This is a genomic window from Rhodococcus sp. ARC_M6, assembly GCF_022810305.1.
Classification (GTDB): Bacteria; Actinomycetota; Actinomycetes; order Mycobacteriales; family Mycobacteriaceae; genus Rhodococcus_F.
This window is the reverse complement of record NZ_JALGQH010000015.1, coordinates 83,010-106,916: the sequence shown is the minus strand read 5'-3', so window position 1 is coordinate 106,916 and position 23,907 is coordinate 83,010. Positions and strand designations below refer to the sequence as shown.

24 protein-coding genes are annotated in these 23,907 nt (G+C 62.1%); 9 read left to right on the top strand and 15 right to left on the bottom strand.

Translation table 11 applies throughout. From position 1 onward, the window contains the following. Window positions 1-61: 61 nt before the first annotated feature. Window positions 62-466, top strand: a complete 405-nt coding sequence (locus MTX36_RS16995) for a DUF5319 domain-containing protein (protein ID WP_243620887.1) — start codon at window positions 62-64, stop codon at window positions 464-466. Window positions 467-564: 98 nt separating this feature from the next. On the opposite strand, the gene MTX36_RS16990 is transcribed toward MTX36_RS16995, so the two are convergent. The 3 genes from MTX36_RS16990 to MTX36_RS16980 form a co-directional block, all read right to left on the bottom strand. Then, complete coding sequence (locus MTX36_RS16990) at window positions 565-1,488, bottom strand: anti-sigma-D factor RsdA (RefSeq protein WP_243620886.1); 924 nt, start codon at window positions 1,486-1,488, stop codon at window positions 565-567. Then, entirely contained in the window at window positions 1,481-2,059 is a 579-nt protein-coding gene (locus MTX36_RS16985; RefSeq protein ID WP_094271959.1) for a sigma-70 family RNA polymerase sigma factor, read from the bottom strand. Before MTX36_RS16985 ends, MTX36_RS16990 begins: the two co-directional genes overlap by 8 nt. 170 nt (window positions 2,060-2,229) lie before the next feature. Next, window positions 2,230-3,042 carry a hypothetical protein gene (locus MTX36_RS16980; RefSeq protein WP_243620885.1) on the bottom strand — a complete coding sequence of 271 codons (813 nt, stop codon included), beginning with the start codon at window positions 3,040-3,042 and terminating at the stop codon, window positions 2,230-2,232. 628 nt (window positions 3,043-3,670) lie between these two features. On the opposite strand from MTX36_RS16980, the gene MTX36_RS16975 reads away from it, so the two are divergent. From MTX36_RS16975 to MTX36_RS16960, 4 genes are all read left to right on the top strand, one after another. Then, window positions 3,671-3,967 (top strand): WhiB family transcriptional regulator, encoded by a 297-nt coding sequence (locus tag MTX36_RS16975; protein WP_094271958.1) that lies wholly within the window; start codon window positions 3,671-3,673, stop codon window positions 3,965-3,967. A 191-nt stretch (window positions 3,968-4,158) separates the two neighbouring features. Next, entirely contained in the window at window positions 4,159-4,821 is a 663-nt protein-coding gene (locus tag MTX36_RS16970) for a fasciclin domain-containing protein (RefSeq protein WP_243620884.1), read from the top strand. 72 nt (window positions 4,822-4,893) lie between these two features. Beyond that, window positions 4,894-5,517: a sigma-70 family RNA polymerase sigma factor gene (locus tag MTX36_RS16965; protein ID WP_243620883.1), complete on the top strand. Its 624-nt coding sequence runs from the start codon at window positions 4,894-4,896 to the stop codon at window positions 5,515-5,517. A gap of 1 nt (window position 5,518) precedes the next feature. Continuing rightward, entirely contained in the window at window positions 5,519-6,250 is a 732-nt protein-coding gene (locus MTX36_RS16960) for an anti-sigma factor (RefSeq protein ID WP_243620882.1), read from the top strand. A gap of 68 nt (window positions 6,251-6,318) precedes the next feature. On the opposite strand, the gene groL is transcribed toward MTX36_RS16960, so the two are convergent. Then, window positions 6,319-7,929: a chaperonin GroEL gene (groL, locus tag MTX36_RS16955; protein ID WP_243620881.1), complete on the bottom strand. Its 1,611-nt coding sequence runs from the start codon at window positions 7,927-7,929 to the stop codon at window positions 6,319-6,321. A 93-nt stretch (window positions 7,930-8,022) separates the two neighbouring features. Next, complete coding sequence (gene groES, locus MTX36_RS16950) at window positions 8,023-8,322, bottom strand: co-chaperone GroES (protein WP_003940763.1); 300 nt, start codon at window positions 8,320-8,322, stop codon at window positions 8,023-8,025. A gap of 231 nt (window positions 8,323-8,553) precedes the next feature. On the opposite strand from groES, the gene MTX36_RS16945 reads away from it, so the two are divergent. Then, window positions 8,554-10,269, top strand: a complete 1,716-nt coding sequence (locus tag MTX36_RS16945; protein WP_243620880.1) for a TIGR03767 family metallophosphoesterase — start codon at window positions 8,554-8,556, stop codon at window positions 10,267-10,269. Here MTX36_RS16945 and MTX36_RS16940 read toward each other — a convergent pair. Then, entirely contained in the window at window positions 10,259-10,825 is a 567-nt protein-coding gene (locus tag MTX36_RS16940) for a potassium channel family protein (protein WP_243620879.1), read from the bottom strand. The two genes, MTX36_RS16945 and MTX36_RS16940, sit on opposite strands and share 11 nt — an antisense overlap. Before the next feature lie 159 nt (window positions 10,826-10,984). On the opposite strand from MTX36_RS16940, the gene MTX36_RS16935 reads away from it, so the two are divergent. Next, window positions 10,985-12,520, top strand: a complete 1,536-nt coding sequence (locus MTX36_RS16935) for an Hsp70 family protein (RefSeq protein ID WP_243620878.1) — start codon at window positions 10,985-10,987, stop codon at window positions 12,518-12,520. Between the two features lie 2 nt (window positions 12,521-12,522). On the opposite strand, the gene tsaD is transcribed toward MTX36_RS16935, so the two are convergent. From tsaD to MTX36_RS16900, 7 genes are read right to left on the bottom strand one after another with little or no spacing between them, the layout of a single operon-like run. Then, window positions 12,523-13,560 carry a tRNA (adenosine(37)-N6)-threonylcarbamoyltransferase complex transferase subunit TsaD gene (gene tsaD, locus MTX36_RS16930; RefSeq protein WP_243620877.1) on the bottom strand — a complete coding sequence of 346 codons (1,038 nt, stop codon included), beginning with the start codon at window positions 13,558-13,560 and terminating at the stop codon, window positions 12,523-12,525. Next, entirely contained in the window at window positions 13,557-14,048 is a 492-nt protein-coding gene (gene rimI / locus MTX36_RS16925; RefSeq protein ID WP_243620876.1) for a ribosomal protein S18-alanine N-acetyltransferase, read from the bottom strand. The genes tsaD and rimI overlap by 4 nt, the downstream gene beginning before the upstream one ends. Then, window positions 14,045-14,716, bottom strand: a complete 672-nt coding sequence (tsaB, locus tag MTX36_RS16920; protein WP_243620875.1) for a tRNA (adenosine(37)-N6)-threonylcarbamoyltransferase complex dimerization subunit type 1 TsaB — start codon at window positions 14,714-14,716, stop codon at window positions 14,045-14,047. The genes rimI and tsaB overlap by 4 nt, the downstream gene beginning before the upstream one ends. A 52-nt stretch (window positions 14,717-14,768) precedes the next feature. Beyond that, complete coding sequence (gene tsaE, locus MTX36_RS16915) at window positions 14,769-15,251, bottom strand: tRNA (adenosine(37)-N6)-threonylcarbamoyltransferase complex ATPase subunit type 1 TsaE (protein ID WP_243620874.1); 483 nt, start codon at window positions 15,249-15,251, stop codon at window positions 14,769-14,771. Further along, window positions 15,241-16,296, bottom strand: coding sequence for an alpha/beta fold hydrolase (locus MTX36_RS16910; RefSeq protein WP_243620873.1), 1,056 nt, complete (start codon window positions 16,294-16,296; stop codon window positions 15,241-15,243). The genes tsaE and MTX36_RS16910 overlap by 11 nt, the downstream gene beginning before the upstream one ends. Then, complete coding sequence (alr, locus tag MTX36_RS16905; RefSeq protein ID WP_243620872.1) at window positions 16,293-17,498, bottom strand: alanine racemase; 1,206 nt, start codon at window positions 17,496-17,498, stop codon at window positions 16,293-16,295. Before alr ends, MTX36_RS16910 begins: the two co-directional genes overlap by 4 nt. 55 nt (window positions 17,499-17,553) lie before the next feature. Further along, window positions 17,554-18,993, bottom strand: a complete 1,440-nt coding sequence (locus tag MTX36_RS16900) for an NAD(P)H-hydrate dehydratase (protein ID WP_243620871.1) — start codon at window positions 18,991-18,993, stop codon at window positions 17,554-17,556. Between the two features lie 39 nt (window positions 18,994-19,032). Between MTX36_RS16900 and MTX36_RS16895 the strand changes: the two genes are divergently transcribed. After that, window positions 19,033-19,401 carry a plastocyanin/azurin family copper-binding protein gene (locus tag MTX36_RS16895; RefSeq protein ID WP_243620870.1) on the top strand — a complete coding sequence of 123 codons (369 nt, stop codon included), beginning with the start codon at window positions 19,033-19,035 and terminating at the stop codon, window positions 19,399-19,401. A gap of 59 nt (window positions 19,402-19,460) precedes the next feature. On the opposite strand, the gene glmS is transcribed toward MTX36_RS16895, so the two are convergent. Then, window positions 19,461-21,323, bottom strand: coding sequence for a glutamine--fructose-6-phosphate transaminase (isomerizing) (gene glmS / locus MTX36_RS16890; protein ID WP_243620869.1), 1,863 nt, complete (start codon window positions 21,321-21,323; stop codon window positions 19,461-19,463). Between the two features lie 133 nt (window positions 21,324-21,456). Here glmS and MTX36_RS16885 point away from each other — a divergent pair, with 133 nt between their 5' ends. Next, a complete protein-coding gene (locus MTX36_RS16885; RefSeq protein WP_243620868.1) occupies window positions 21,457-22,296 on the top strand; it encodes a dienelactone hydrolase family protein in 840 nt (279 codons plus the stop codon). 265 nt (window positions 22,297-22,561) lie between these two features. Here the strand turns inward: MTX36_RS16885 and MTX36_RS16880 are convergent, their stop codons facing one another. Next, a complete protein-coding gene (locus MTX36_RS16880; RefSeq protein ID WP_243620867.1) occupies window positions 22,562-23,890 on the bottom strand; it encodes a hypothetical protein in 1,329 nt (442 codons plus the stop codon). Window positions 23,891-23,907: the final 17 nt, after the last annotated feature.

Below are 23,907 nucleotides of genomic sequence, written 5' to 3'. Positions count from 1 at the left end.
CCACGCTGCGGGTACGCGTAACAAGTGGCGCCAACCCCCCTGACCTGCGTACCGTGGTGCTGTGCGTGATCAACTGCCCCCCGGTCTGCCGCCAGATCCTTTTGCCGGCGACCCCGCTGACCCGTCCGCGGCTCTCGATGCCATCGAGCCGGGTCAACCACTCGACCCTCAAGAACGGCAGGCCGTCGAGGAAGACCTCGCTGACCTCGCAGTTTACGAGGCCCTCCTCGCTCATCGTGGCATCCGCGGACTCGTGGTGTGCTGCGAAGACTGCCAACAAGACCACTACCACGATTGGGATATGTTGCGGGCAAACCTGCTCCAACTCCTCGTCGACGGAACCGTTCGCCCCCACGAACCCGCCTACGACCCCATGCCTGAGGCATATGTCACGTGGGATTACTGCCGTGGGTACGCCGACGCATCCATGAACGAAGCGATGCACGGCGACGGATTCGACTCCTGACCCCTAGTACGCAAAAGAGTGGGCCGACAAGCTGATGCTTGTCGGCCCACTCTTTTATGCGTGCTGAATCTATTGCTACTGAACAGGTTTCACTGCTATCAGGACGGCGTGTTCACATTCGATGACGTGGTTGTCGTCGACGACGACGGAGTTGTCGTTGTCGGAGACGTTGTGCTCGTCGTTGTCGGAGCACTCGTCGACGGGCTCGGGTTGATCGACGAAGACTGCGGAACCTCCGGCTTGGGAGTTGTCGTCACCGAACCAGTGCCTGGCGACTGCACGATCGTAGGCTGGATCGGCACCACGGGAATGGACGTTACCAACGGCGGCGGCACAATCGATCCGCCGTCTGTGGTGGTCGACGGCGGCACACTCGGTGTCCCGGTTTCCTGCGCCTGGGTCATCAACTTGCCCCATCGTTCGACGAGGTCCGTCTTCTCCTGCGAATCCTTCACATCACCGGCGCGCTGCGCAGCGCTGTCGAGGACCTTCTTCGCTTCGGGAATGTCACCGGCGGCCAACAACCGCTCAGCCTTCTCGAGTTCGGACGTCGTATCAATCTTTGCCACGGTCGAATTTGCTTCGTCCGCAAAGACAACCTGCTTCACACCCCACAGTGCGTCGCCGGGCTGCGCGTCGTAAGCAAGCATCGAACCGCCACCGAACACCACTGCCGCCACAGCTGCCGCAGCCGCTATCGGACGCACCAGGCGCAGCCGTGAACGTGAACGTTCTCTGTCGGCGATACTCGGAGGAGCCGATTCGATAGCCGCGATCACGTCTTCGAGAAGTGGGCCTTCCGGCATCGGAGTCGACACGACGTCGTCTCGCCACTTCGACAGAATCAATGCCAACTCGTATTGCTCAGTGCTATCGGTCGTTACCGGCCCACCACTCGAAATCGCTTCGATCAGCGCGTCGTCACGCCGAACCGCAGCAAGATCTACCGGTGCCCCGTCATCGGTGAGACCGGCTGCGAGGTCGTCGAGATCGGAAGGATCACGTTTCTCGTCTCTAGCCATAGCTCTCACCCGCTTTCGTTACTACTTTTTTCAGTTTCGCAATCGCCCGATGCTGGGCGACTCGTACAGCTCCGGCGGTACTCCCGACGGCGGCGGCCGTTTCTTCGGCCGACAGCCCGACGACCAACCGGAGAATCAAGATTTCTCGATGCTTCTCCGGCAAAGTGCCGAGCAGTTCTTGCATTTGTCTACTGGATTCCGAATCGAGCGCTCGTTGCTCGGGTCCGTCGTCAAGTGCGATTACATCCGGTACTTCGGCTACGGGCTCCGACTTGTTACGGGCGGAGCTTCGATGCGCGTCAGCAACCTTGTGTGCAGCGATGCCGTACACAAAAGCCATGAAAGGTCGTCCCTGATCCTGATAACGCGGCAATGCCGTCATCACAGCCAGACACACCTCCTGCGCGACGTCATCAGCAGACAGGTGGCCTCTCTCCGCCGCACCCACCCGACCACGGCAGTAACGAACCACCATCGGTCGAATGTTTTCCAAAACCAAAGCTAGAGCTGTACGGTCGCCCTGCGCTGCAGCGGCGACCGCGGAGTCCAACTCATCGCTCGTATTAGTCATCGTCAGCGAAAATCCTGGCGTTACAGTGGCACTTCCCGAGTGGGTGTGCTTCCACTCTCAGCGGAACCCTCTAAGAGTAACCATCCAGACCGACTGGTCCGCGCATCCCCGGCCCGCTGCGGCATCGTTTCTCTGTTCGAGACTCGCCCGCTACTTCGTGGCACACCGCACTACGCCGGGATACGAAAAACTCCTCCACGGACGGCGATCGCAGCATCAAGGACACTAGAATTCGGCGTCGTCGCGACGCCGCTCACGCCCTCGATCAGCATCGAGGAAGCCCAGGCCAAGGGCAACAACCCGAACGCCATGCACTGATCGAACACCGCACCGGCACGCTGCGCCGCCTCACTCGCGTCGAAACCCGTCATCGCGGCACAACACAAGAGGTCCGATTTCACCTTGTGCCTGGCAGAGCCGCAATCGCCGGACAGTTCGACGGCAGTATCAGCGTGTCGAAGTGCGCGGGTGAAGTCCCCGGACGCCAGCGCAAGCTCCGCCGAGACCCATTCGAGCCTGATCGACTGGCGCCACAGGCCTTCCGGAGATCCGCTCCCGATACGCTCCCCGCATTCCGCGAGAAGGCGCCAACCCAGCGAAAGTCGTCCGATGCCGAGTGCGTCGGCAGCGAGGCCGGTGAGCGCGTCACAGACAGCGGCGTCCACCGATGGCGATGAGTCGAGTCCCGTGACTATCGCGAGCGCCCGACCGTCGTCAAGCGCAGCCTGTGCGTGCCAGCCCGTTTGCCGCCGAAACGATGCCCGTGTACTCGCCGCCAATGACGCATACGTCCGTTCGTGGTCCGTGACTCGGCCGACAGTTCTCCGGTCCACCACGTCCAGCGCGGCCCGGGCCTGCGCGTAGCGCCCTTGTCCGCCGAGCGCTACTGCGGTCAACCACCAGCTCTCGACTAAGACGGGAACTGGGAGCAGGACGAGTTGGGGTTCCGCACCAAAGGCCACGGACTGCAAAGTTGTCGACACCGTCAGATCATCGCAGTCGCCGCTATCGGGCCCGCTGCGGGCGCTGCACCCCAAGGCACGCAGTGAGCAGGCACCACAAAAAGCGCGTTCCACAAGGTGAGATGAAGAATCAGCCGATTTTCGACGGCGTTCACCAAATATTCAACTAAATTCAGAATTCTGGTTGCAACGATATTTAACAGATGCATATCTGTTACGTTAACTACACATTACTTACCGGACGCTTGCTCAACTGTCGATTTGGGACGTTAGTCCGAATAATGCCCACTGAACGTGGTTCCGTCGCCCCAAGCGGTAGGTCCCCAAATCGAATCTTGAGATGAACCATCACAAGAATGCAGCACTTGACCTGCTATTTTATAAGCCATCCTCATAAATACTTTACACATCACATCGCACTGTAAAACATTGTCCAGATTCTCACTTACGCACGAAGTGCCCGAAATGTAAATATTTTTCTCGTTAACTCTTGCTTCGCAAAATATGCCGATTCCCACTCGCGAGCCTATTGACGCGATTTACTCAGCACCCTTACGGTTAGCGAGCGCGAACATGTAGAAGGCCCGGATAATCTTCGGGCGACTTGATCCGCTCGTCGAACAAGACGAGCTTGCAGTAAGGAGTCAACATGCCTGCACCGAATCATCTTCCCGGGCCGAACGCAGACATCTGGGACTGGCAGATGCACGGACTTTGCCGCGGAGTCGACTCCTCGATGTTCTTTCACCCGGATGGCGAACGCGGTCGAGCCCGAACTCAACGAGAAACCCGCGCCAAAGAGATGTGCCGTCAGTGCCCGGTTCTCATTCAGTGCCGTAGTCACGCGTTGACCGTTTCCGAGCCGTACGGCATCTGGGGCGGGATGTCGGAGACCGAACGTGAACTTCTCGCGCGTCACCGCCGGAACGGACGCCTCGCCTCCTGAAGACGCGGCGCGCCCCGCGGCACAGCAAGGTCAGCTCACACAGCACGATCTGCACACCGAGACCAGAACGCCCCCGATGAACTCGGGGGCTTTCTCATTTGCTCGAGAACTCCACCCATCCATCGCGGCGCCGACTCCGAATGCCTTGTACAGACGTGCACACCAGCACTTCATTTACGGAAGGCAGACCCATGAACGCATCTACCTCGACTCGAGTTCTGGCAGTCACGGCAGCAGCATCATTTGCACTCGTCGGCATCGTCGGTTGTTCCTCCGACAACGAAGATTCATCGAACGCCACGTCCAGCGCCGCAATGACCAGCTCGAACATGGCGATGACTCCGAGCAGCGCGATGGCACCCGCCTCGGATCTGGTCGGCGCGGGTTGCGCCGAATACGCGGCATCCGTACCCACCGGCGCCGGCTCGGTAAGCGGAATGGCTCAGGACCCCGTCGCGACAGCAGCATCGAACAACCCCTTGCTGACCACGCTGACTGCCGCAGTATCCGGCCAGCTCAATCCTGACGTCAACCTCGTCGACACCCTCAACGGTGGCCAGTTCACCGTCTTCGCTCCCATCGACTCGGCGTTCGCCAAGATCGACCCGGCCACCATCGACAGCCTCAAGACGGATAGCGCGACGCTGACGAAGATCCTCACCTACCACGTAGTTCCCGGACAGATCGCTCCCGACGCGATCGACGGAACACACGCGACTGCCGAGGGCGGAACAGTCACCGTTACCGGTTCGGGCGACAACATCAAGGTCAATGACGCAACAGTTGTCTGCGGCGGAGTCAAGACTGCCAATGCCACCGTTTACCTCATCGACTCGGTTTTGATGCCCAAGTAATCCTCACTGCTGTGCGCCTTTATTACCTGCCCGCGGTTAACAAAGGCGCACAGCAGGCTACGGTTGTACTCGATGAAGTCAGACGAGGCACCGGATGAGGCTGATAGCTGCCCGACGGAAAATTCTGCCGCACGCACCGCACGAGTCACGGAATCTCGTGAGCTCGCGCTCATTCTCGAGCAGGTAGCTCGCGGCGATCAATCGGCGTTCGCCGAGTTCTACGACCGGACCAGCTCGCGCGTGTACGGAATGGTTCTCCGTGTTCTTCGCGATCCGGGTTTCTCCGAGGAAGCCGTTCAAGAGGTGTATCTCCAAGCATGGAGCGCTGCAGAGCAATTTGACCCCGCTCGCGGGTCGGCGCTCGCGTGGCTACTTACCCTCGCGCACCGGCGAGCAGTGGACCGGGTTCGATCCGAGCAGTCGAGTTCAGACCGCCAGGCCCTGTACGACACAACAAACACGACACCGGAGTTCGACGTCGTCAGTGAAGAAGTCACCCGCCGAGACGAACATCGTGCCATCACCGCATGCTTGGACACGCTGACGCCGACACAACGGGAATCGGTAACCCTCGCCTATTACGGCGGGCGAACGTACCGCGAGGTGGCCGAAGACCTCGGCGTGGCGATACCCACGATAAAGTCACGAATTCGCGACGGACTCATCCGGTTACGCGGATGCCTGGGGGTGAACTGAAATGGACGAAGAGCTGATCGCCTGGGCGTACACCTATGCGATAGACGCCCTCGATCCCGACGAGCGCCGAGCCGTCGACGTTCTCCTGGCCGGCACCGACGCGGCCACCCGCGCCGAATTCGAGAACCAGATGCGCCTCACGGCCGAGACCATGGCGGAACTGAGCACGGTCGACGCGCTCGAACCGCCCCCTGCACTTCGCAATCGAGTTCTCGATGCCGTCGCAGTGACGCCCCGAACGTCCGAGCAAGCCCCCCCGATATCACTGGCAGAGCGCCGTAAGCGCCGCAATCCGTGGGTCATGGCACTCGCCGCGGCAGCAGCAGTGGTCGTCGTGGTGGGCGGGATCGGTATCGGAGTTAAGGTCAGTGACAACACACCGTCTCCGAACACGGCATCGGAGATCATGGCCGCGCCCGACGTGCACTCCACCACTCTCGATGTCCCCGGCGGCGGCACCGCAACCACCGTGTATTCCCCGTCCGAAGACGCTGCGGTGTTGACGATGAACAACGTGACTCCCCCGAGCCCGGACACGGTTTACCAGATGTGGCTCGTCGAGGACGACACCATGACACCCGCCGGCACCATGTCTCCTACCGACGTCAAACCCACCACTCAGGTTGTTCTCGACGGCATCGGTTCCAATACTAAGTTGGCGTTCACGGTAGAACCGCCCGGTGGATCGCCGCAGCCGACAGGTCAACCGTTCGCGATGATCCCGCTCATCTGACGAAGACCGAAAGAAAGGATCCCCCACCGATATTCGGCGGGGGATCCCTTTTTCGTGAAGCTGTGAAACTAGTGGCTGTGACCGTGTCCGGTGTCAGCTACTGCGTCGACAGGCTTCTCGACGATTGCGCTCTCGGTGGTCAGGATCATCCGAGCGACGGAAGCGGCGTTGACCACTGCCGAACGGGTGACCTTGACGGGGTCGATGACGCCGTCGGCGAGGAGGTCGCCGTACGTGAGGGTCGCAGCGTTGAAGCCGTGGCCCTTGGGCAGATCGGCAACCTTGTGGACGACGACGGAACCGTCGACGCCGGCGTTGGTGGAGATCCAGAACAACGGAGCGTTCAGGGCTGCGCGGACAACGGCAACGCCGGTGGCCTCGTCGCCGGTGAAGCCGAGGTTGCCGATGAGCTCGGTGCCGGCCTGAACCAGTGCCGATCCACCGCCGGGGACGATGCCCTCGGCGACAGCTGCCTTGGCTGCGTTGACCGCATCCTCGACGCGGAACTTACGTTCCTTGAGCTCGGTCTCGGTGGCTGCGCCGACCTTGATGACCGCGACGCCGCCGGACAGCTTCGCCAGACGCTCTTCGAGCTTCTCGCGATCCCAATCCGAATCGGTGTTCTCGATCTCGCGACGCAACTGTGCGACGCGGGTAGCGATATCCTCGTCGGTGCCGGCACCGTCGACGATGATGGTCTCGTCCTTGGTGACGACGACGCGGCGTGCGCCACCGAGCAATTCGAGCCCGGCTTCCTTGAGGGAGAGACCCACGTCGGTGTTGATGACCGTGCCGGCGGTGACGACGGCGAGGTCGTCGAGGAACGCCTTGCGACGGTCACCGAAGAACGGCGCCTTGACGGCGACGGCCTTGATCGTCTTGCGGATGGAGTTCACCACGAGGGTGGAGAGAACTTCACCTTCGACGTCTTCGGCGATGATCAAGAGCGGCTTGCCGGATTCGGCAACCTTCTCGAGTAGCGGGAGGAAGTCGGGAAGCGATGCAATCTTCTCGCGGAACAGGAGGATGAGTACGTCTTCGTACACGGCCTTCTGTGAGTCCATGTCGGTGACGAAGTAGGGCGAAAGGTAGCCCTTGTCGAACTGCACACCTTCGGTGACAACGAGTTCGGTTGCAACAGTGGAGGATTCCTCGACCGTCACGACGCCGTCGGTGCCGACGCGGGTGAGTGCTTCGCCGACCATGTCGCCGATTTCTTCGTCACGCGAAGAAACGGTGGCGACCTGAGCGATCGACTTCTTGCCTTCGACGGGGGTCGCAGCGGCAATGAGTGCCTCGACGACCTTGTCGGCGGCGGCGTTGATTCCGACGCCGAGTGCCATCGGGTTTGCACCGGCGGCAATGTTCTTGAGGCCGCCGCGGACGATCGCCTGAGCGAGGACCGTAGCGGTGGTGGTGCCGTCGCCGGCAACATCGTTGGTCTTGGTGGCGACGCTCTTCACGAGCTGCGCACCGAGGTTCTCGAAGGGATCTTCGAGGTCGATCTCACGGGCGATGCTCACACCGTCATTGGTGACGGTCGGTCCGCCGAAAGCCTTGGCGAGCACAACGTGGCGTCCACGCGGGCCCAAGGTGACCTTGACGGCGTCGGCGAGCTTGTCGACACCAGCTTCGAGAGCGCGCCGTGCGGTCTCGTTGAACGCAATTTGCTTTGCCATCTGTTCTGCCTGCTCCTGAATCTTAGGGACGCTGCGCGTGAACGCACTCCGCCCCGGGATCCTGTGTGGACTCCGGGGCGGATCACGTATGTCTTACTTGGAGACGACAGCCAGCACGTCGCGTGCCGACAGAATCAGGTACTCCTGGCCGGCGTACTTGATCTCGGTTCCGCCGTACTTGGAGTAGATGACCGTGTCACCCTCCTTGACGTCGACCGGGATGCGGTTGCCCTGCTCGTTGACGCGGCCTTCGCCGACTGCAACGACGGTGCCCTCCTGGGGCTTTTCCTTGGCTGTGTCAGGAATGACCAGGCCGGAAGCCGTCGTCGTTTCAGCCTCGTTGGCCTGGACGAGGATCTTGTCCTCGAGCGGCTTGATGTTGACGCTCGCCACGATGAGCCCTCCACTTTGGGGTATGTGCGTCCGAGGCAATCCTCGAACCGCTGTTTGATTTACCGTTTACGGCACGTCCTGAGTTCCGTCGTCGCGGGAGCCGGAACTCGATCAGCGCCAATTGGCACTCTATACGTGAGAGTGCCAACCCTCAAGGACTGGGCACACTTTTTGTGTTACGTCCTGGGCGAAATCGGACGCCCGCACTGTTCGTTCACCTATTGTTCATGCGTGACGAACATCAATCGCCGTAGTTTTCTGACCTTCGCCGGACTCGGTGCCGTAGGCGCCGTCAGCCTGGGCAAGCCCTTCGGACTGCAGTATGCCGGTGCGGCACCTCTTCCCACCTCGGGCGCAGGAACCACCCTCGAAGCCGTTTCCACCCCGATCGGCAGCAGCGGCTACCGCAAGCTCGAAGCGGGCCCGGCCTGGGCGAACATCGTCCGCGGAGAACTTGCAGAACCCAAGTCCGGGCGCGAAGACCGCCGCACTCCTCTGGCTTCGATCGTGCAGCTGACGGACGTCCATATCGTCGACGCTCAGTCGCCGATGCGGTTCGAGTACGTGCACCAGTTCACCGGTTCGGCGTTTCGCCCGCAGGAGACACTGACCGCGCACGGTCTGATTTCCCTCGTCCGACGCGTCAATTCCCTCGCGTGTGGTCCGCATACGGCACGTCCGTTCGACGCCGTTGTCACCACGGGCGACAACACGGACAACAAGGAACACGCCGAACTCGACTGGTTCCTGACTGCACTTAACGGCGGCACCGTGGTTGCGAACACCGGAGCCAAGGACCGCTACGAAGGCGTCCAGAACTCGGGGGCAGCCCTGTACTGGAACCCCGAATCTCCGATGCTCGACATGTACAAGAAGGCCGGTTTCCCGGAGATCCCCAATTTCTTCGGTGCCGCCTTCACCCCGATCACCAGCCCCGGCCTCAACACACCCTGGTACTGCGTGTTCGGCAACCACGACGATTCGGTGTCCGGCACTGTGCCCAGCGGCATCCCGCCACTCGAGTCGATGTACACCGGTTCACTGAAGTTCGAGGTGCCCGGCACTCCGGAGCAGGCTAAGCAGATCGACATCGCGACCAAGTTCGATCCGAGCGCGATTCCCGGGATCCTGTCGGCCTTCACGACGCCGCCGCGTCAGGTCACGCCCGACCCGGCTCGCACCCCGTTCACCCCGAAGCAGTTCATCGCGGCCCATCTCGAACCGAAACACACCGGTCCCGGACCGGTCGGGCACGGATTTGCGCCCGATGCCGGTCACACCGGCATCGGCTACTACTCGTTCGAAGTCGCTCCCGGTGTCGTCGGAATCAGCATGGATTCCACGAACCGCGCCGGACTCGTCGAAGGATCTCTGGGCGCCGCTCAGTTCCGTTGGATCGAAGACACCCTTCGCGGCGGCAGCAGCACTTTCTACGACCCTTCCGGTTCGCGTGTCACCCAAGCCCGGGACGATACGTACTTCGTTCTGTTCAGCCACCACACGAGCGACACGATGGACAATCTCATCCCCGACCCCGAGAACATCCTGGAACCGCGATTCGGTGGTTCACAACTTCTCGACCTCCTGCACCGCTTCCCCAACGTGCTCGCCTGGGTCAACGGCCACACCCACGAGAACAAGATCACCCCACAGCCCGGCACCACGCCCGAGCAGGGGTTCTGGGAGATCAACACGGCCTCTCACATCGACTTCCCGCAACTCGGCCGAATCATCGAGATCGCGGACAACCACGATGGCACGGTCTCGCTCCTTGCGACCCTGTTCGAAGCGGAGAGCCCGTACTCCGTCGATCACAGCAACAAGTCGCCCGAGGGCCTGGCATCGCTGTACCGCGAACTGTCCTTCAACGACATTCACCGCGATCCCGCGTTGACCGGCGCGGGCGTCGATCAGAACGTCGAATTGCTCGTGCCCGTCATTCGCTAGGTTCGTCCGTCACCTCCTGCTGTGTCCTGTGCTGCTTGGACCAGGACACAGCAGCGACGACAAACCGGACGCCGAAGCCGATCAGCACCAGATTGCACACGATCTGGAGGGATACCAATGCCCGGGCCAGATCGGTTTGTGCTGCGATATCTCCGAAACCCACCGTCGAGAAGACCGTTAGCGAGAAGTACAGCGCCGCCATTCTCGAAAGCGGCTCGGTGAAACTGGTCGGGTCGGCACGCTCGACCGCAAAGTAGGTCATCGCGACGACCAAAAGGTAAGTCGGAACCACGACCGACGCCATCTCGACGGCCTGCAACGCCGGAACATCGGAGTCCAGGATTCGTTTGACCTGCCAGGCGGTGACACCCAGCACCGCGATCCCGCCGAAGATCAAGAGGGCAAATGCCCCGCCGGTATGGGCATCAGGCCACGGCAACAGGAAGTACCCGCTTCCCAGGGCGAACACCGTCAACGTGGGACGCAGGAGGGCACCGGCGATCAACTTACGCCGCCGACGCGTATCTATCGCCCTGGATTCGACTTTTTTTGGCATAGATCAATAATCGACAATCCTGCTGGTAAAACCACCCTTTCGGTCCGAAAATCTCACCTTCTTGCAAGAAAGCACTGAGCAATCGTCACGATCGTTCTGTAACGTTCATGTAACGGCGGCCGAAATGCTGTCACAGGAACACCTGCGAGGAGGTGCAAGATGAGTTGTTCACTGGGAATCTCCACCGGGTCGTCGGGCGTCTACTCCGCACTCGTCGATACCGATTCCACTTCTGCCGTATCGGGCAGGTTGACAGCTGAAGTACGGTTCGTCTCTGCCGATCAGGTTCACACCAGTGTCGGCGACCTCGTGCGCGCATCGATCAAACTGATGACTACTCAGGTCTCGGATCGAGCCGCGGCGCCGCGGTCCATCGGAGTCACATTCCGCACGGACGAACAGCTCGCGAGCATCCGTTCCGCACTCTCTCGCACGTCAGATCATGTTCGGCTCATCCCCGAACCTGCCGCAGTGCACGCCTATCTCGCCGAAACCGGAAAGATCGAGCGGTACAGCACAACTGCCCAGATCGACCTCGGTGATCACGGACTGGTTGTCTCCATCGTCGACCACAGCGGCGAGGTTCTCGCGGCCGAACGGACCGACGTTCTCACCGGCGCCGGTATTGATCGCGCCCTCGTCGATTTTGTCACCGACACAGCTGCTCAGCACCTCGGCCGGTACGCCGACGCCGCACTTCTCGTGTCCCGCTGCCACGTCGCCAAGGAACAGTTGTCCACCGCGCGCAGCGTCACCGTCGACCTGCCACTGAAACCGATAATGGTTACACGCACCCAGTTCGAGGACATAATCGCCCCGGACATCGCCCGCGCCGTCGCCTTCATCAGCGGCGTGCTGGCCGCCGCACCCCGAACCGTCGAGGCGGTAGTCCTCATCGGCGGCGGTGCTCACATCCCAGTCGTCACATCGGCAGTTGCCGACGCCGTGAATCTCCCCATCGTCGAACTCGACGAGCCCGAAGCCACAGCCGCCAAAGGTGCTGCGCTACTTGCAGATTCAGTGACCTCGTTGCGCTACGCATTGTCCGTACCCGACAGTACCGAACGGGCAGGAACGGCAGTGCGGGCGTCCGGCGCTCTGATCGGCGCCCTGGTGGTCGGCGGCCTCGTATTCGGTTACGGCGCCAAGGAATTGGTGCCGACGGACGATACTCCGATTTCACCCGCCGGTACCGGGTCCACCACGTCTCGCACGACCACCGAAATGAATCCGAGCGTCGGTTCGACATTGATTCCGTCCAACGATCCATTGCCTTCGGCTGCGGTACAAGCCGACCCGACACATCGCTACCCGCTGACACAGCGCTACCCGACGCACCAGTACACGTTGCCGCCGGCGCCGCTGCCCGACACTTCGCTGCCCACCACTGCGTTACCCGATACGTCGACGGCCACAACCGATCCGACCACTACGGCGCCCACCACTACCGTGCCCACCACTACCGTGCCCACGACAACACCGCCGACCTGGCCGACAATCCCCGGCATCACGCTGCCCGATCCACCGGCCTGGTGGCCACAACCCGGCGCGAATGCACCAATCGCCCCGCCCGAGCAAGGCCCCGGAAACGACAAGACTCCGGCAGACGAGGACACCACCGCACCGGCTCCGGCAACCACTCCCGCCGCTGCGCCGCCGTCCGGCACCGACCTGGAACTGACCCCGGCCGGCTGATCTCAGCGCAGGACTTGGCTGACCGAGACAGACAAGCCTGGGTCGGTTGCCACGCTCAGTTCGGACGGCCCGGCCCCGGCACCGATCAGGTGCGCTGCCAGGGAAGCAATCATCACGCCGTTGTCGGTGCAGAGTCGCGGCTTCGGGATACGCAACGTCAGACCAGCTTCGGCGCAACGCTCTTCGGCGAGGCTGCGAATCCGAGAGTTCGCGGTAGCGCCGCCGCCGAGAACGAGAGTGTCTACTCCTACGTCCTTGGCTGCGCGAACCGCCTTCATCGTCAGGACGTCAGCGACAGCCTCCTGGAAGGACGCCGCGATGTCCGGAATCGAAATAGCTTCGTCTGCACGCTGCTTGGACTCGACATACCGCGCAACTGACGTCTTGAGCCCGGAGAACGAAAAGTCGTGCCGGGAGTCACGGGAGCCGGTCATGCCGCGAGGGAACGCAATCGCCTTCGGATCACCCTGCTGCGCAGCCGCATCCAACGCCGGACCACCGGGGAATCCGAGACCGAGGAGCCGCGCAACCTTGTCGAACGCCTCACCGGCAGCGTCATCGACGGTTGTTCCGAGTTCGACGATCGGCTTACCCAGATCCTCGACGTGAAGTAGATGCGTATGCCCACCGGAGACCAGCAGTGCCACACAGGACGGCAGCGGTCCGTGTTCCAGAGTATCGACCGAAACGTGTCCACCGAGGTGGTTGACCGCGTAGAACGGGATGTTCCATGCTGCCGCATACGCTTTGGCTGCGGCCACACCCACCAACAGTGCTCCGGCCAGGCCGGGCCCGATCGTCACAGCCAACGCGTCGGGCTTGTCGATACCCGCGACTGCCAGAGCGCGTCGCATGGTCGGGACAATGGCCTCGAGATGTGCGCGCGACGCCACCTCCGGCACCACACCGCCGTAGCGGGCGTGCTGATCCACACTCGATGCCACTTCGTCCGCCAACAACGTGCAGGTTCCATCACCGTTCCACCGAACGATACCGACTCCTGTTTCGTCGCAAGAGCTTTCGACACCCATGACGATCATGCTTGCTGCTCCTCATTCTCGCGGACACCCGCGGCAGAGCGCCGCATCGTGTACGCATCTGCCCCACTGGGCTGGTAGTACTTCTTTCGGGTTCCGACGATCTCGAATCCCTCTCGCCTATACAGCGCGATTGCCGGTTCGTTGTCCGTACGCACTTCCAGGAACACCGCTGCTCCGTGCTCGTCCGCCAGAGTCAACAGTGCATCAAGTAGCGCGCCGCCGATACCGCGGCGCTGCGCCCCCGGATCGGTTCCGATGGTGTGGACTTCGGCCTCGACGTCGGGCGGTGCGCCCAGCAAGGCGATTCCGGCATACCCGAGGACATGGCCACTCGGCTCACGGGCCACGAAGTAGTGATTGTGGGATCCTGCCAATTCGGAGACAAATGCCTGCGCACTCCACGGCCCGTCCCCCGCAAAGAGAGCACGTTCCAACTCCGCACACCGCTCGGCGTCGTCAACTGTCATCGACGCGATGGTGAAACTCATAGTCCGCGTTCCGCCAACGTTTTGGCGTCGGGGCGCCGTAGGTACAAAGGCTCGAGCGGTTCCGGAATCGAACCAGCCAGAATCTCTGCGGCCGCGGCGGTGACCAATCCTGCCGGCGACGGCGTCTCCGCCGGCACCACTCGCAAATCGAAAAGGTCTACGTGCGAAGCGGATCCGGCGACGCGCGTCGACGGCGACGCCTCCACATCGCCCGGGGAACTCACGTCAGGCCCCTCGACGCGCACGCCCTTGTCGTAACGCGCCCAATAGATTTCGCGTCGACGCGCATCGGTCACGACCAGTAGGTTTTCCGCAGTCTCGACGGCCGCGGCAATAGCGTCCAGGCTGCACACACCGTAAACGGGAATGCCCAAGGCGTCACCGAACGCGGCACCGGTCGCCATCCCGACCCGCAAGCCCGTATACGGGCCCGGACCGACGCCCACCACAACTGCACCCAGGTCAGCCGGTGTGATCGAAGCCTCGGCCAAGCATTCGAGGACATGCGGGGTGAGCACCTCGGCATGAGCGCGGGGGTTCACAGTCACTCGAACTGCAAGTGTCTCCACCTCGTCGGACACCGAAGGCGAAGATTCGCCGGACGCCGACAGCAGAACAACTCCAGCAGTCACAGCCGGAGTAGAAGTATCAATCGCGAGAACAAGCACGATATCTCAGAGTACTCGCACGTAAGGAACTACTTTCGGGCCGGGAGGAGTGTCACGACGTCCACAACCAACTGGCCGTCCGCACATCCGACTCGGGTTCACGGTGAAGTTGCACCCGTAAGTGACGCTCGACCAGTCTCTCCACGACGTCGCCGCCCCACTCGACCACGACCACGGCGTCGGTGAGGTCGGTGTCCAGATCGAGGGCATCGAGTTCGTCGAGGGCATGCGGGCCACTGTCGCCGAGGCGGTAGGCGTCGACGTGAATCATCCCGACCGGTTGTGCGCCGCCGGGGCGAACCCCCGGGCGATGCTCACGCGCAATCACGAACGTCGGCGACGTCACCCGACCTTGTACTCCCAGTCCAGCCCCGATACCGCGGGTCAGAGCGGTCTTCCCGGCACCGAGCGGACCGTCGAGAACCACAAGATCACCGGCGACGAGTCCGGAGGCGATCAGACGTCCGAATGCCTCCGTGTCTTCCGTCGTCTCCAAGGTCACTGTTCCCGATTCAGGCAGAGTCTCAGCCGACATCGGACCTCACTTCGGTACGGGTACGCGAGACGAGATTCTCGATCGCGTCGGTGACGATGGCGGGGAACTCGAGTTGAACAAGGTGCCCCGCGCCGCGGACACGGACCAGTTCGGAGTCCGGGAGGTCGGCGGCCAATCGTTGGGAACTGGAGAACGGGATCATCATGTCCTGATCACCGCAGATCACCACGGCCGGCGTGTGCGCCAGGACGGGGAGAGAACTGCTCTCGTCGTGCAATTCCAATGTCCGCAGGAAGTTGACGATGGTCACGACCGACGTGCGATCGAGCATTCCGTCGGACAGTTCGTGCAGACGCGGACTGACATCGGTGCCGTACGACGCTGCCCGCAGGATCGGTGTGATGAGCACCCGAGCGGCGCCCCGCGCATGCTGTACGACGCCCGGGGACGTCCGGACAGCCAACCGGAAACCGTCGATGACCGGGTTCTGCAGATTGCGAGTAAGTCCGGTTTCCGCGAGACCTGCTGCCGTCGTGGATACCAATCCGACGCCGACCACACGGCCGCCTTCGAACCATTCCGGGCGTTGGCCGGCAAGAGCGAGGATGGTCATGCCGCCCATCGAATGCCCGACAAGCACAACCGGCCCCGTCGGCACTGTGGCTTCGACGACGGTGGCGAGGTCGCGACCGAGCTGCGAGACCGTACAGTTCGTAGCCTTCGACTTACCCGAATCGCCATGTCCACGCTGGTCGTAGAACACCATGCGGACGTCGTCGCCCCACCGCTCGGCAAGCTGTCGGCGCTGAAAATGCCACGACAAGGCACTGAGGCAATATCCGTGAACAAAGACGACCGTGAGTGGCGCGTCATCCGGACCGACCTCACGTACGGCCAGGTCAACCCCGTCCTCGGTGCGTACGACGCTCGAACGATCGCGGGTCATCAAATCGAAGTCTTCGTCGGCGTAAATCTCCCGACCGGGCCGCGTCGCTGTCTTGAGTGCATTGAGACCGGCCATCGAACCCAGCGCCACCGCGCTGAGGAGCCCGCCGAGAATGCTCATTCGCCCTGCAGTCTTCATGATGAACTCTCCCCACCGATGTAGGTACGCACAGTTCGCCCGCGTAGGCCGGTCACGACCTCGTAGTGAATGGTGTCCAAGGCTTCCGCCCACGCCTGTGCATTGGGCTCGCCCTGGTCTCCGTTTCCGAAGAAGATCGCGGTATCGCCTTCCCGAACGCCGTCTCCGTCGGGTCCGATGTCGACCATCACCTGATCCATGCAGATCCGTCCGACAGCACGCCGACGCTTCCCGCCGAGCTGCACCTCGAAACGCCCGCTCAACGAACGCGGAAGCCCGTCCGCGTATCCGACGGGCAGGAGCGCCAGAGTGGTGTCGTGCGGTGCCGTCCAGAGGTGTCCGTAGGAAACCCCCTCACCGGCGGCCACCTTCTTCACCAAGATCACCTTCGCTCGCAACGTCATAGCCGGTCTAAGACCGAAATCGCCCAGCTCAGGCACTGGCGACAATCCATATATCGCAATTCCCGGCCGAACCATGTCAAATTGCAGGTCAGGGCGGGTAACCGTGGCTGCCGAGTTGGAAAGATGCACAACCTCGGGCTCGAATCCGTGAGCCCGAACTTCAGCGACGGCATCGATCAAACGTTGCTTCTGGTGGTCGATGACATCGTGGTGCGGCTCATCCGAATGCGCCAGATGCGAAAACACACCGCGCAAGGAGATCGTTCCTTCGTTGCGGGCTACCACCAGATCCGTGAGCATCTGCGGCCAATCCGTCTGTGACACACCATTGCGATTAAGGCCGGTGTCGACCTTCAACGTCACCGTGGCAGTCCGTCCGAGACCACGGGCGGCGCTCACAACCGCAGCAAGATGCCGGGGTGACGACACACCGATCTCCACATCCGCAGCGATTGCGGCAGCAAAATCGGCGTCGACGCCGTGCAACCACGCCAGAATCGGCGCAGTGATTCCCGCTTTCCGGAGAACCAATGCCTCCGGGATTGTGGTGACACCGAGTTCGCGTGCACCGGCAGCGAGCGCCGTGCGCGCAACAGCGACGGCACCGTGGTTGTAGCCGTCCGCTTTGATGACCGCCATAAGCGCCGCATCGCCCGCGAACTCACAAAGAACGCGCACGTTGTGGGCAATGGCATCGAGATCTACAACCGCTTCGGTCTGAGGGCTCACCGACGCTCCGGCGCTTGCCGATTCCCCGTCAGATGGGTCTTTCGGCGCTCTTCCCTCGGCAAGCTTCATGGCAGCAATCCTGCCACCCTCACAAATTCGGACGCCAATTCGGGTTTGAGATCACTCAATCTCGGGCAAAACTTCGAAGCGCCCGCACCGCGTCCCGCACCCTTCCGAGCAGCGACGATGCAGAAATCGGGGCGCCCGCGACGTCCGCCATTCCGCCGGCTGCCGCCAGATTCGCGGCGAGCGCGTGAGCCCTCGCACCCCCGGCAGCAGCCTCGAGCGGCGTGAGTCCGGAAGCAAGCAGCGCACCGATCACTCCGGACAAAACGTCACCCGAACCGGCCGTCGATGCCCACGAACCGCCCGCATCACTGACCAGAACCCGACCACCTGGATCTGCCATCACCGTCACATGTCCCTTGAGCAGCACACTCACACCGAGATCCGACGCCAATTCCCTCGTGGCGCTCACCCGATCCACTCCGACGTCTCGACCCGCCAACCGCGCGAACTCACCCGCATGCGGAGTCAACAGCGTCGGCGCGGTGCGCCGGCGGACCAGATCCGGATCCTGGGCCAGCAGCGTCAGCCCGTCAGCATCAATAACCACCGGAACATCCGTCGCGAGCACCAAATCGAGCAAGCCCGCCGCGCCGGCCTCGGTTCCCATCCCGGGTCCGACCACCCAGGCCTGCACCCGGCCCGCCTCCGCGAAGGTGTTGGTTGCAACCACCTCGGGAAATCGTGACAACACCTCGGAAGCCCCGGGACCGGCAAAGCGCACCAAACCGGAAGTCGCAGTAACAGCCGCCCCTGTGCACAACACCCCGGCCCCCGGATACCTGTCGCTACCCGCGATGACGCCCACAACGCCTTGCGAATACTTGTCGTCGCCTGGCCCTGGCACTGGCCAGAGTGCCCCAACTTCCGAAGGCTCCAGCGACTGGAAATCCGACTCCCCGAGATCCAGTCCGATATCGATCAACTCCACTCGCCCACAGCGCGGCGACGCCAACACATGCACCGGCTTGAGCGCGCCGAACGTCACCGTCACCGCGGCAGTTACTGAAGGGCCACAGGTAGCACCGGTGTTTGCATCAACACCGCTGGGCAGATCTACCGCCACGATCGGGCAGCGAACCTGCTCCACCACCGCGGCTGCATCCGGCCGCAGTGCACCGCGGCCCGAGATGCCCACGATTCCGTCGACGACCAGATCCGGCTCACCGAGGTCGGCGGCCACCCGCCCACCGGCCCGAAGAAAAGCGTCGAGGCCCTTCTTGTGGGCTCGCGCCGGGTCCAACAGGTTTGCTCGAACAACAACTCCGCGCTTACGCAGGTATACGCCCGCCCAGAGAGCATCACCCCCGTTGTCGCCACTACCGACCAGGAGTGTCACCGACCGATACGCGAGTGAGCCTGTGTGCACACGCAATTCGTCGGCAATGACTCGCGCCAGTCCAAATGCGGCGCGGCGCATCAACACACCGTCGGGCAACGTCGCCAGTAGCGGAGCCTCGGCATCTCGCACCTGATCAACCGTGTAGTACCCACGCATGCCGGAACCCCTCACTCGTCAGTCGCTACCCTCGAAATCATGAAATCACGTTTTCGCCCGATGATCGCAGGACTTGCCCTCGCCCTCGGTCTCGTCGGGTGCAGTTCCACCACGGATTCCACTCCGACCACCCCCGAAACCACGGTGAGCGGACCAGTAGTCACCGTCACCGGAATGGCCTACTCCCCCGCTTCGATCACCGTGAACGTCGGCGACACCGTCACCTGGGTGTTCGACGACAACGGAATGGCTCACGACGTCCGCGGCCTCGGATCAGCCCGAAGCCTGCTCCGCAGCCCACTCAAGAAGTCGGGAACCTACGAGGTCACCTTCACCGAACCCGGAACCTACGACTACACGTGCACACCGCACCCCGACATGCGCGGGACCGTCGTCGTCCAAGCCTAGAGAACAGCGATGCCCGCAGTCCTCAGGACTGCGGGCATCGCCACATCTTCGATCGAAAGTTATTCGACCGTAACCGATTTCGCCAGGTTACGCGGCTTGTCGACGTCGTAGCCGCGCGCTGCAGCCACCTCCGCCGCAAAGATCTGCAACGGAACCGTCGACAGCAACGGCTGCAACAGCGTCGGCGACGCCGGAATCTCGATCAGGTGATCGGCGTGGGCGGCGGCAACACTGTCGCCTTCCTCCGCGATCACGATGGTCGTGGCGCCACGAGCCTTGATCTCCTGAATGTTGGAGACCAACTTCGAATGCAACACCGCACGACCCTGCGGCGACGGCATGACGATAATGACCGGAAGGCCCTCCTCGATCAACGCGATCGGCCCGTGCTTGAGCTCACCGGCCGCGAAACCTTCGGCGTGAATGTACGCAAGCTCCTTGAGCTTGAGCGCACCCTCGAGCGCAACGGGATAACCAACATGGCGCCCCAGGAACAGAATTGTCGACGCTGTCGCGAACTTGCGCGCCAACTCACGTACCGGTTCTGCATTCTCGATGACCTTGCGGACCAACGCCGGCATCGCCTCGAGATCGGCGAATTCACGCGCAACCTCGTCGGGATACTTGGTACCGCGTGCCTGCGCCAACGCCAAGCCGACAAGGTAGTTCGCCGTGACCTGCGCGAGGAAAGCCTTGGTCGACGCGACCGCGATTTCCGGTCCTGCCCGGGTGTAGAGAACAGCGTCGGCCTCACGCGGGATTTGCGCACCATTGGTGTTGCAGATCGCGAGAACCCGAGCCTTCTGGTCCTTGGCGTGCTTCACAGCTTCGAGCGTGTCCGCCGTCTCTCCGGACTGCGAGATCGCGACGACGAGCGTCGAACGATCCAGAACCGGATCCCGATAACGGAATTCGCTGGCCAACTCGACCTCGACGGGAAGCCGCGTCCAATGCTCGATTGCGTACTTCGCCAACAATCCGGAGTGGTAGGCACTACCGCAGGCCACGACAAAAACCTTGTCGACGTCCCGCAGTTCCTGATCCGACAAACGCTGCTCGTCGAGGACGATCTTGCCGTTCTCGAAGTGACCGATAAGCGTATCCGCAACCGCGGTCGGCTGCTCCTCGATCTCCTTGAGCATGAAGTAGTCGTGACCGCCCTTTTCGGCAGCCGCAAGATCCCAATCGATCCGGAACGGGCGCCCCTGCGCCTCGTTGCCGGAGAAGTCGGAGATCGTGTAACCGTCCGCCGTGATCACGACGGCCTGATCCTGGCCGAGTTCCACCGCATCACGAGTGTGCTCGATGAACGCCGCGACATCGGAGCCGAGGAACATCTCGCCCTCACCGACACCGACCACCAACGGCGTCGAACGACGCGCAGCAACAATCGTGTCCGCATGATCTGCGTGAGTGAACACCAACGTGAACGCACCCTCGAGACGGCGAACCACCGACAACGCGCTCTCCACGAAATCACCCGACGACGGGCCCTCCGCGTACGCACGCGCCACCAAGTGGACAGCTACCTCGGAGTCGGTGTCACTGAGCAACTCGACGCCCGCGGCTTCGAGTTCAGCGCGCAACGGCGCAAAGTTCTCGATGATGCCGTTGTGGACAACCGCAAGTTTCCCGCTCGCATCACGATGCGGGTGAGCATTGCGATCCGTCGGTCGACCGTGCGTCGCCCATCTCGTATGACCGATTCCCGCGGTCCCGACAAAACTGTCGGTACCGACCTCCTCCAACCGAGCTTCGAGGTTGGCCAGCTTCCCGGCCTTACGCTCGATCTCGACCCCACCGACTCCATCGAGAATCGCGATTCCCGCAGAGTCATAGCCGCGATACTCCATTCGCCGCAAAGCCTCCACCACAACACCCAGAGCCGGGCGGTGGCCGACGTATCCCACGATTCCGCACATGGTGACTCAGGGTACTTGGACGGCGACGGTCAGTGCATTCTGCGGTTACCCGACGACGCCCCACGACGGTCTCCGCCGACGTGGCGACCGTCCACGCGTCGAGCAGACGCCACATCGGATAACGTCTTGACCCGTGGCACCGAAACTGAAGACACTGACCCGCGAGCTGTCCAAGCGCGGACCGCACCGAGTACTGCGCGGCAATCTCGCCCTCGCCGGTCAGCCAGGCGTCGTATACACCCCGGAAGCTGGTTTCAACCTGCCCGCCGTAGCCTTCGCGCACGGGTGGATGGTGGGTGCACACAAGTACGAACAGACACTCCAACACCTTGCTTCCTGGGGAATCGTGGCCGCAGCACCCGAGAGTGAACGCGGACCGATCCCCTCGCACCTCGGTTTGGCCGCCGATCTGCGCTCAACACTGGACATCTGCGTCGGCGTGCGCCTGGGCCCCGGAAAGATCAGTGTTCATCCCGACCACGTTGCGTTCGCCGGACACGGAATGGGCGCCGGAGCCGCGGTACTCGCCGCCGCACAGCACGGCAATGTCGCCGCTGTAGCTGCACTGTTCCCCGCCCCGACAGCTCCCAAAGCCGAAAACTACGCGTCCAAGATCACAGCACCGGGTCTCATCCTCGCCGGAGAAGACGACGTCGATTCACTCACCAGCAACGCCCGGGCCCTCGCCCGCGAATGGGGTGGCCCCGTCGTCGGACGAACCATCGACGACGCGCAGGACGCCGGTCTCATCGAAGGTCGTCGACTCCTCGGAGCCTTGGGTCTCGGTGGGTCGGAGCGCAAAACTCAGCTCACCGCCCGCTGTGTCCTGACGGGATTCCTACTCTTCCACCTGACCGGCGACAAACGCTACGAAGCCTTCGCCGATCAGGATACCGAAATCCCGCACACATCAGCGATGTTCGACGCACACACTCAGTCGGACGCGCGCCGCAACCAAGCACTTCCGCGGTAGTCAACGCTCGATCCTCCAGGGTTGGGAATCGCACTGCTCCGATCACCCGGCATAGGTTCCGACGCCGACCGGAGAAACCGGGTCTGGTCCGGTTCCGCTATCGAAAGAGTTGGATCGTCAATTTCGTGGACCACCCGCGACCTGACGACGTCACCGAATTCTCGGCACTGTTTTTCGTAGCCTCGCTCGGCAACAGCCCGTCGTGCCCGAAACTCGGCGAGCTGCGAATCCATGACCCGGCGGATCGCATCGAACTCTGCCCCGCTCATATCGGCCCCGCTCCAGCCAACTCGGCTCCGGTCTCGACTAGGCTTGGTGCCTCTTCCGCGATCGGTCCGGAGTCGATGGGAACGGAATCCAGCGGTACAGGATCCGGTAGCTGATACTGAAATTCGTTCGATTCAGGAATCTCGCCAGGAACTGAAACCGTGACCGGCTCAGTCTGTTGTTCCGGCACCTCGGAGACTGTGGGTGCCGATTCCGGATCCGGCACCGATTCCGGCTCTGGCTCTGACTCTGGGATTCGGCCAGCACCTACGTCCGAGTCCGTATCCGCGTCGACAACGATTCTCGGCCAACCATTCCCATCCAATTCCACTGTCACAGTGAGTGACCCACCACTACGATCACGAACTTCGAGGCTCACACCACGACCGTCCGGGGCGACAGAGAATCCCCAAGTGTCAGTGCCCACGACCAGGTCCAAGGACGACTCTTTCGGCAGTGCCGCCGATTCTTTCGGCAGCACGGAAGGGTCCGAGCACGAATATTTTCCGACGGATTCACTCTCGATCGGAAACAACTGGGTCGCTACCGCGGTGACAACACCGAAGGCTTCAGTGAGCGCGAGGCGGCAGTCCTCGCACGCTCGATCGAACTCGTCTCGCGTATCCAGATACACTTTCCGGAAGACCTGATCGAACCATGGACGAACGAGATCAACTGCTGCTCTAGAGGTTTCAACCTGGGTAAATGGATGCGCGTTCCGCACTCCACGAAACCGCATGTCCGACAACGGCACAAACCAGGTTGCCGCCTTCTCGACCGCGTCAACTCCACCGTCTCGACACACGGCTGCCAACTGGCCGACACCCTTCGCATCGATACCGCCGACCGTCTCCCGATCCAACGATGAAACTTTGAATGCTTTGTCCACCAATGCAGTTCGAACTATTCTGGAAAATTCATCGGATACCGAGATGAGAATCGGCATGGATTCGACGTCCGATTCCGCTCGTCGACCTTCTTCCCGCACTTGTGCAGACACGTAATCCACGCCCTCGACATTCCAGATGTCCGCCAACGAATCCGATAACGTGACACAAAATCTGGAGTCAGGCGACACGACATCCATGGCAGCAGACATACGCGATATGTCATTCGACAAAGCTGTCAGATCGATTCCGGATTCCGCACGATACATCTCGTCATAGCTACTGCGCGTACGGTGATCCAGTCCCATCCGCGCGGCAGCGCCGTGAAATCGATCGAAGAACGACAGTCCCACCGCACCGCTTTCGATAACGTCTTCGGGATCGCAGAACGAGTTCCTTTGTGAAATAACCGATTCCGGCACATTCATTTCGGAGCTCACAGCGGCAGCGTCTCGAA

Excerpts from the sequence above, each read along its gene's own strand:
- MTX36_RS16990 (WP_243620886.1), bottom strand. The coding sequence starts at position 1,488 with ATGGCTAGAGACGAGAAACGTGATCCTTCCGATCTCGACGACCTCGCA.
- MTX36_RS16985 (WP_094271959.1), bottom strand. The coding sequence starts at position 2,059 with ATGACTAATACGAGCGATGAGTTGGACTCCGCGGTCGCCGCTGCAGCG.
- MTX36_RS16975 (WP_094271958.1), top strand. The coding sequence starts at position 3,671 with ATGCCTGCACCGAATCATCTTCCCGGGCCGAACGCAGACATCTGGGAC.
- MTX36_RS16970 (WP_243620884.1), top strand. The coding sequence starts at position 4,159 with ATGAACGCATCTACCTCGACTCGAGTTCTGGCAGTCACGGCAGCAGCA.
- MTX36_RS16965 (WP_243620883.1), top strand. The coding sequence starts at position 4,894 with ATGAAGTCAGACGAGGCACCGGATGAGGCTGATAGCTGCCCGACGGAA.
- MTX36_RS16960 (WP_243620882.1), top strand. The coding sequence starts at position 5,519 with ATGGACGAAGAGCTGATCGCCTGGGCGTACACCTATGCGATAGACGCC.
- groL (WP_243620881.1), bottom strand. The coding sequence starts at position 7,929 with ATGGCAAAGCAAATTGCGTTCAACGAGACCGCACGGCGCGCTCTCGAA.
- MTX36_RS16940 (WP_243620879.1), bottom strand. The coding sequence starts at position 10,825 with ATGCCAAAAAAAGTCGAATCCAGGGCGATAGATACGCGTCGGCGGCGT.
- MTX36_RS16935 (WP_243620878.1), top strand. The coding sequence starts at position 10,985 with ATGAGTTGTTCACTGGGAATCTCCACCGGGTCGTCGGGCGTCTACTCC.
- tsaD (WP_243620877.1), bottom strand. The coding sequence starts at position 13,560 with ATGATCGTCATGGGTGTCGAAAGCTCTTGCGACGAAACAGGAGTCGGT.
- rimI (WP_243620876.1), bottom strand. The coding sequence starts at position 14,048 with ATGAGTTTCACCATCGCGTCGATGACAGTTGACGACGCCGAGCGGTGT.
- tsaE (WP_243620874.1), bottom strand. The coding sequence starts at position 15,251 with ATGTCGGCTGAGACTCTGCCTGAATCGGGAACAGTGACCTTGGAGACG.
- MTX36_RS16910 (WP_243620873.1), bottom strand. The coding sequence starts at position 16,296 with ATGAAGACTGCAGGGCGAATGAGCATTCTCGGCGGGCTCCTCAGCGCG.
- alr (WP_243620872.1), bottom strand. The coding sequence starts at position 17,498 with ATGAAGCTTGCCGAGGGAAGAGCGCCGAAAGACCCATCTGACGGGGAA.
- MTX36_RS16900 (WP_243620871.1), bottom strand. The coding sequence starts at position 18,993 with ATGCGTGGGTACTACACGGTTGATCAGGTGCGAGATGCCGAGGCTCCG.
- MTX36_RS16895 (WP_243620870.1), top strand. The coding sequence starts at position 19,033 with ATGAAATCACGTTTTCGCCCGATGATCGCAGGACTTGCCCTCGCCCTC.
- glmS (WP_243620869.1), bottom strand. The coding sequence starts at position 21,323 with ATGTGCGGAATCGTGGGATACGTCGGCCACCGCCCGGCTCTGGGTGTT.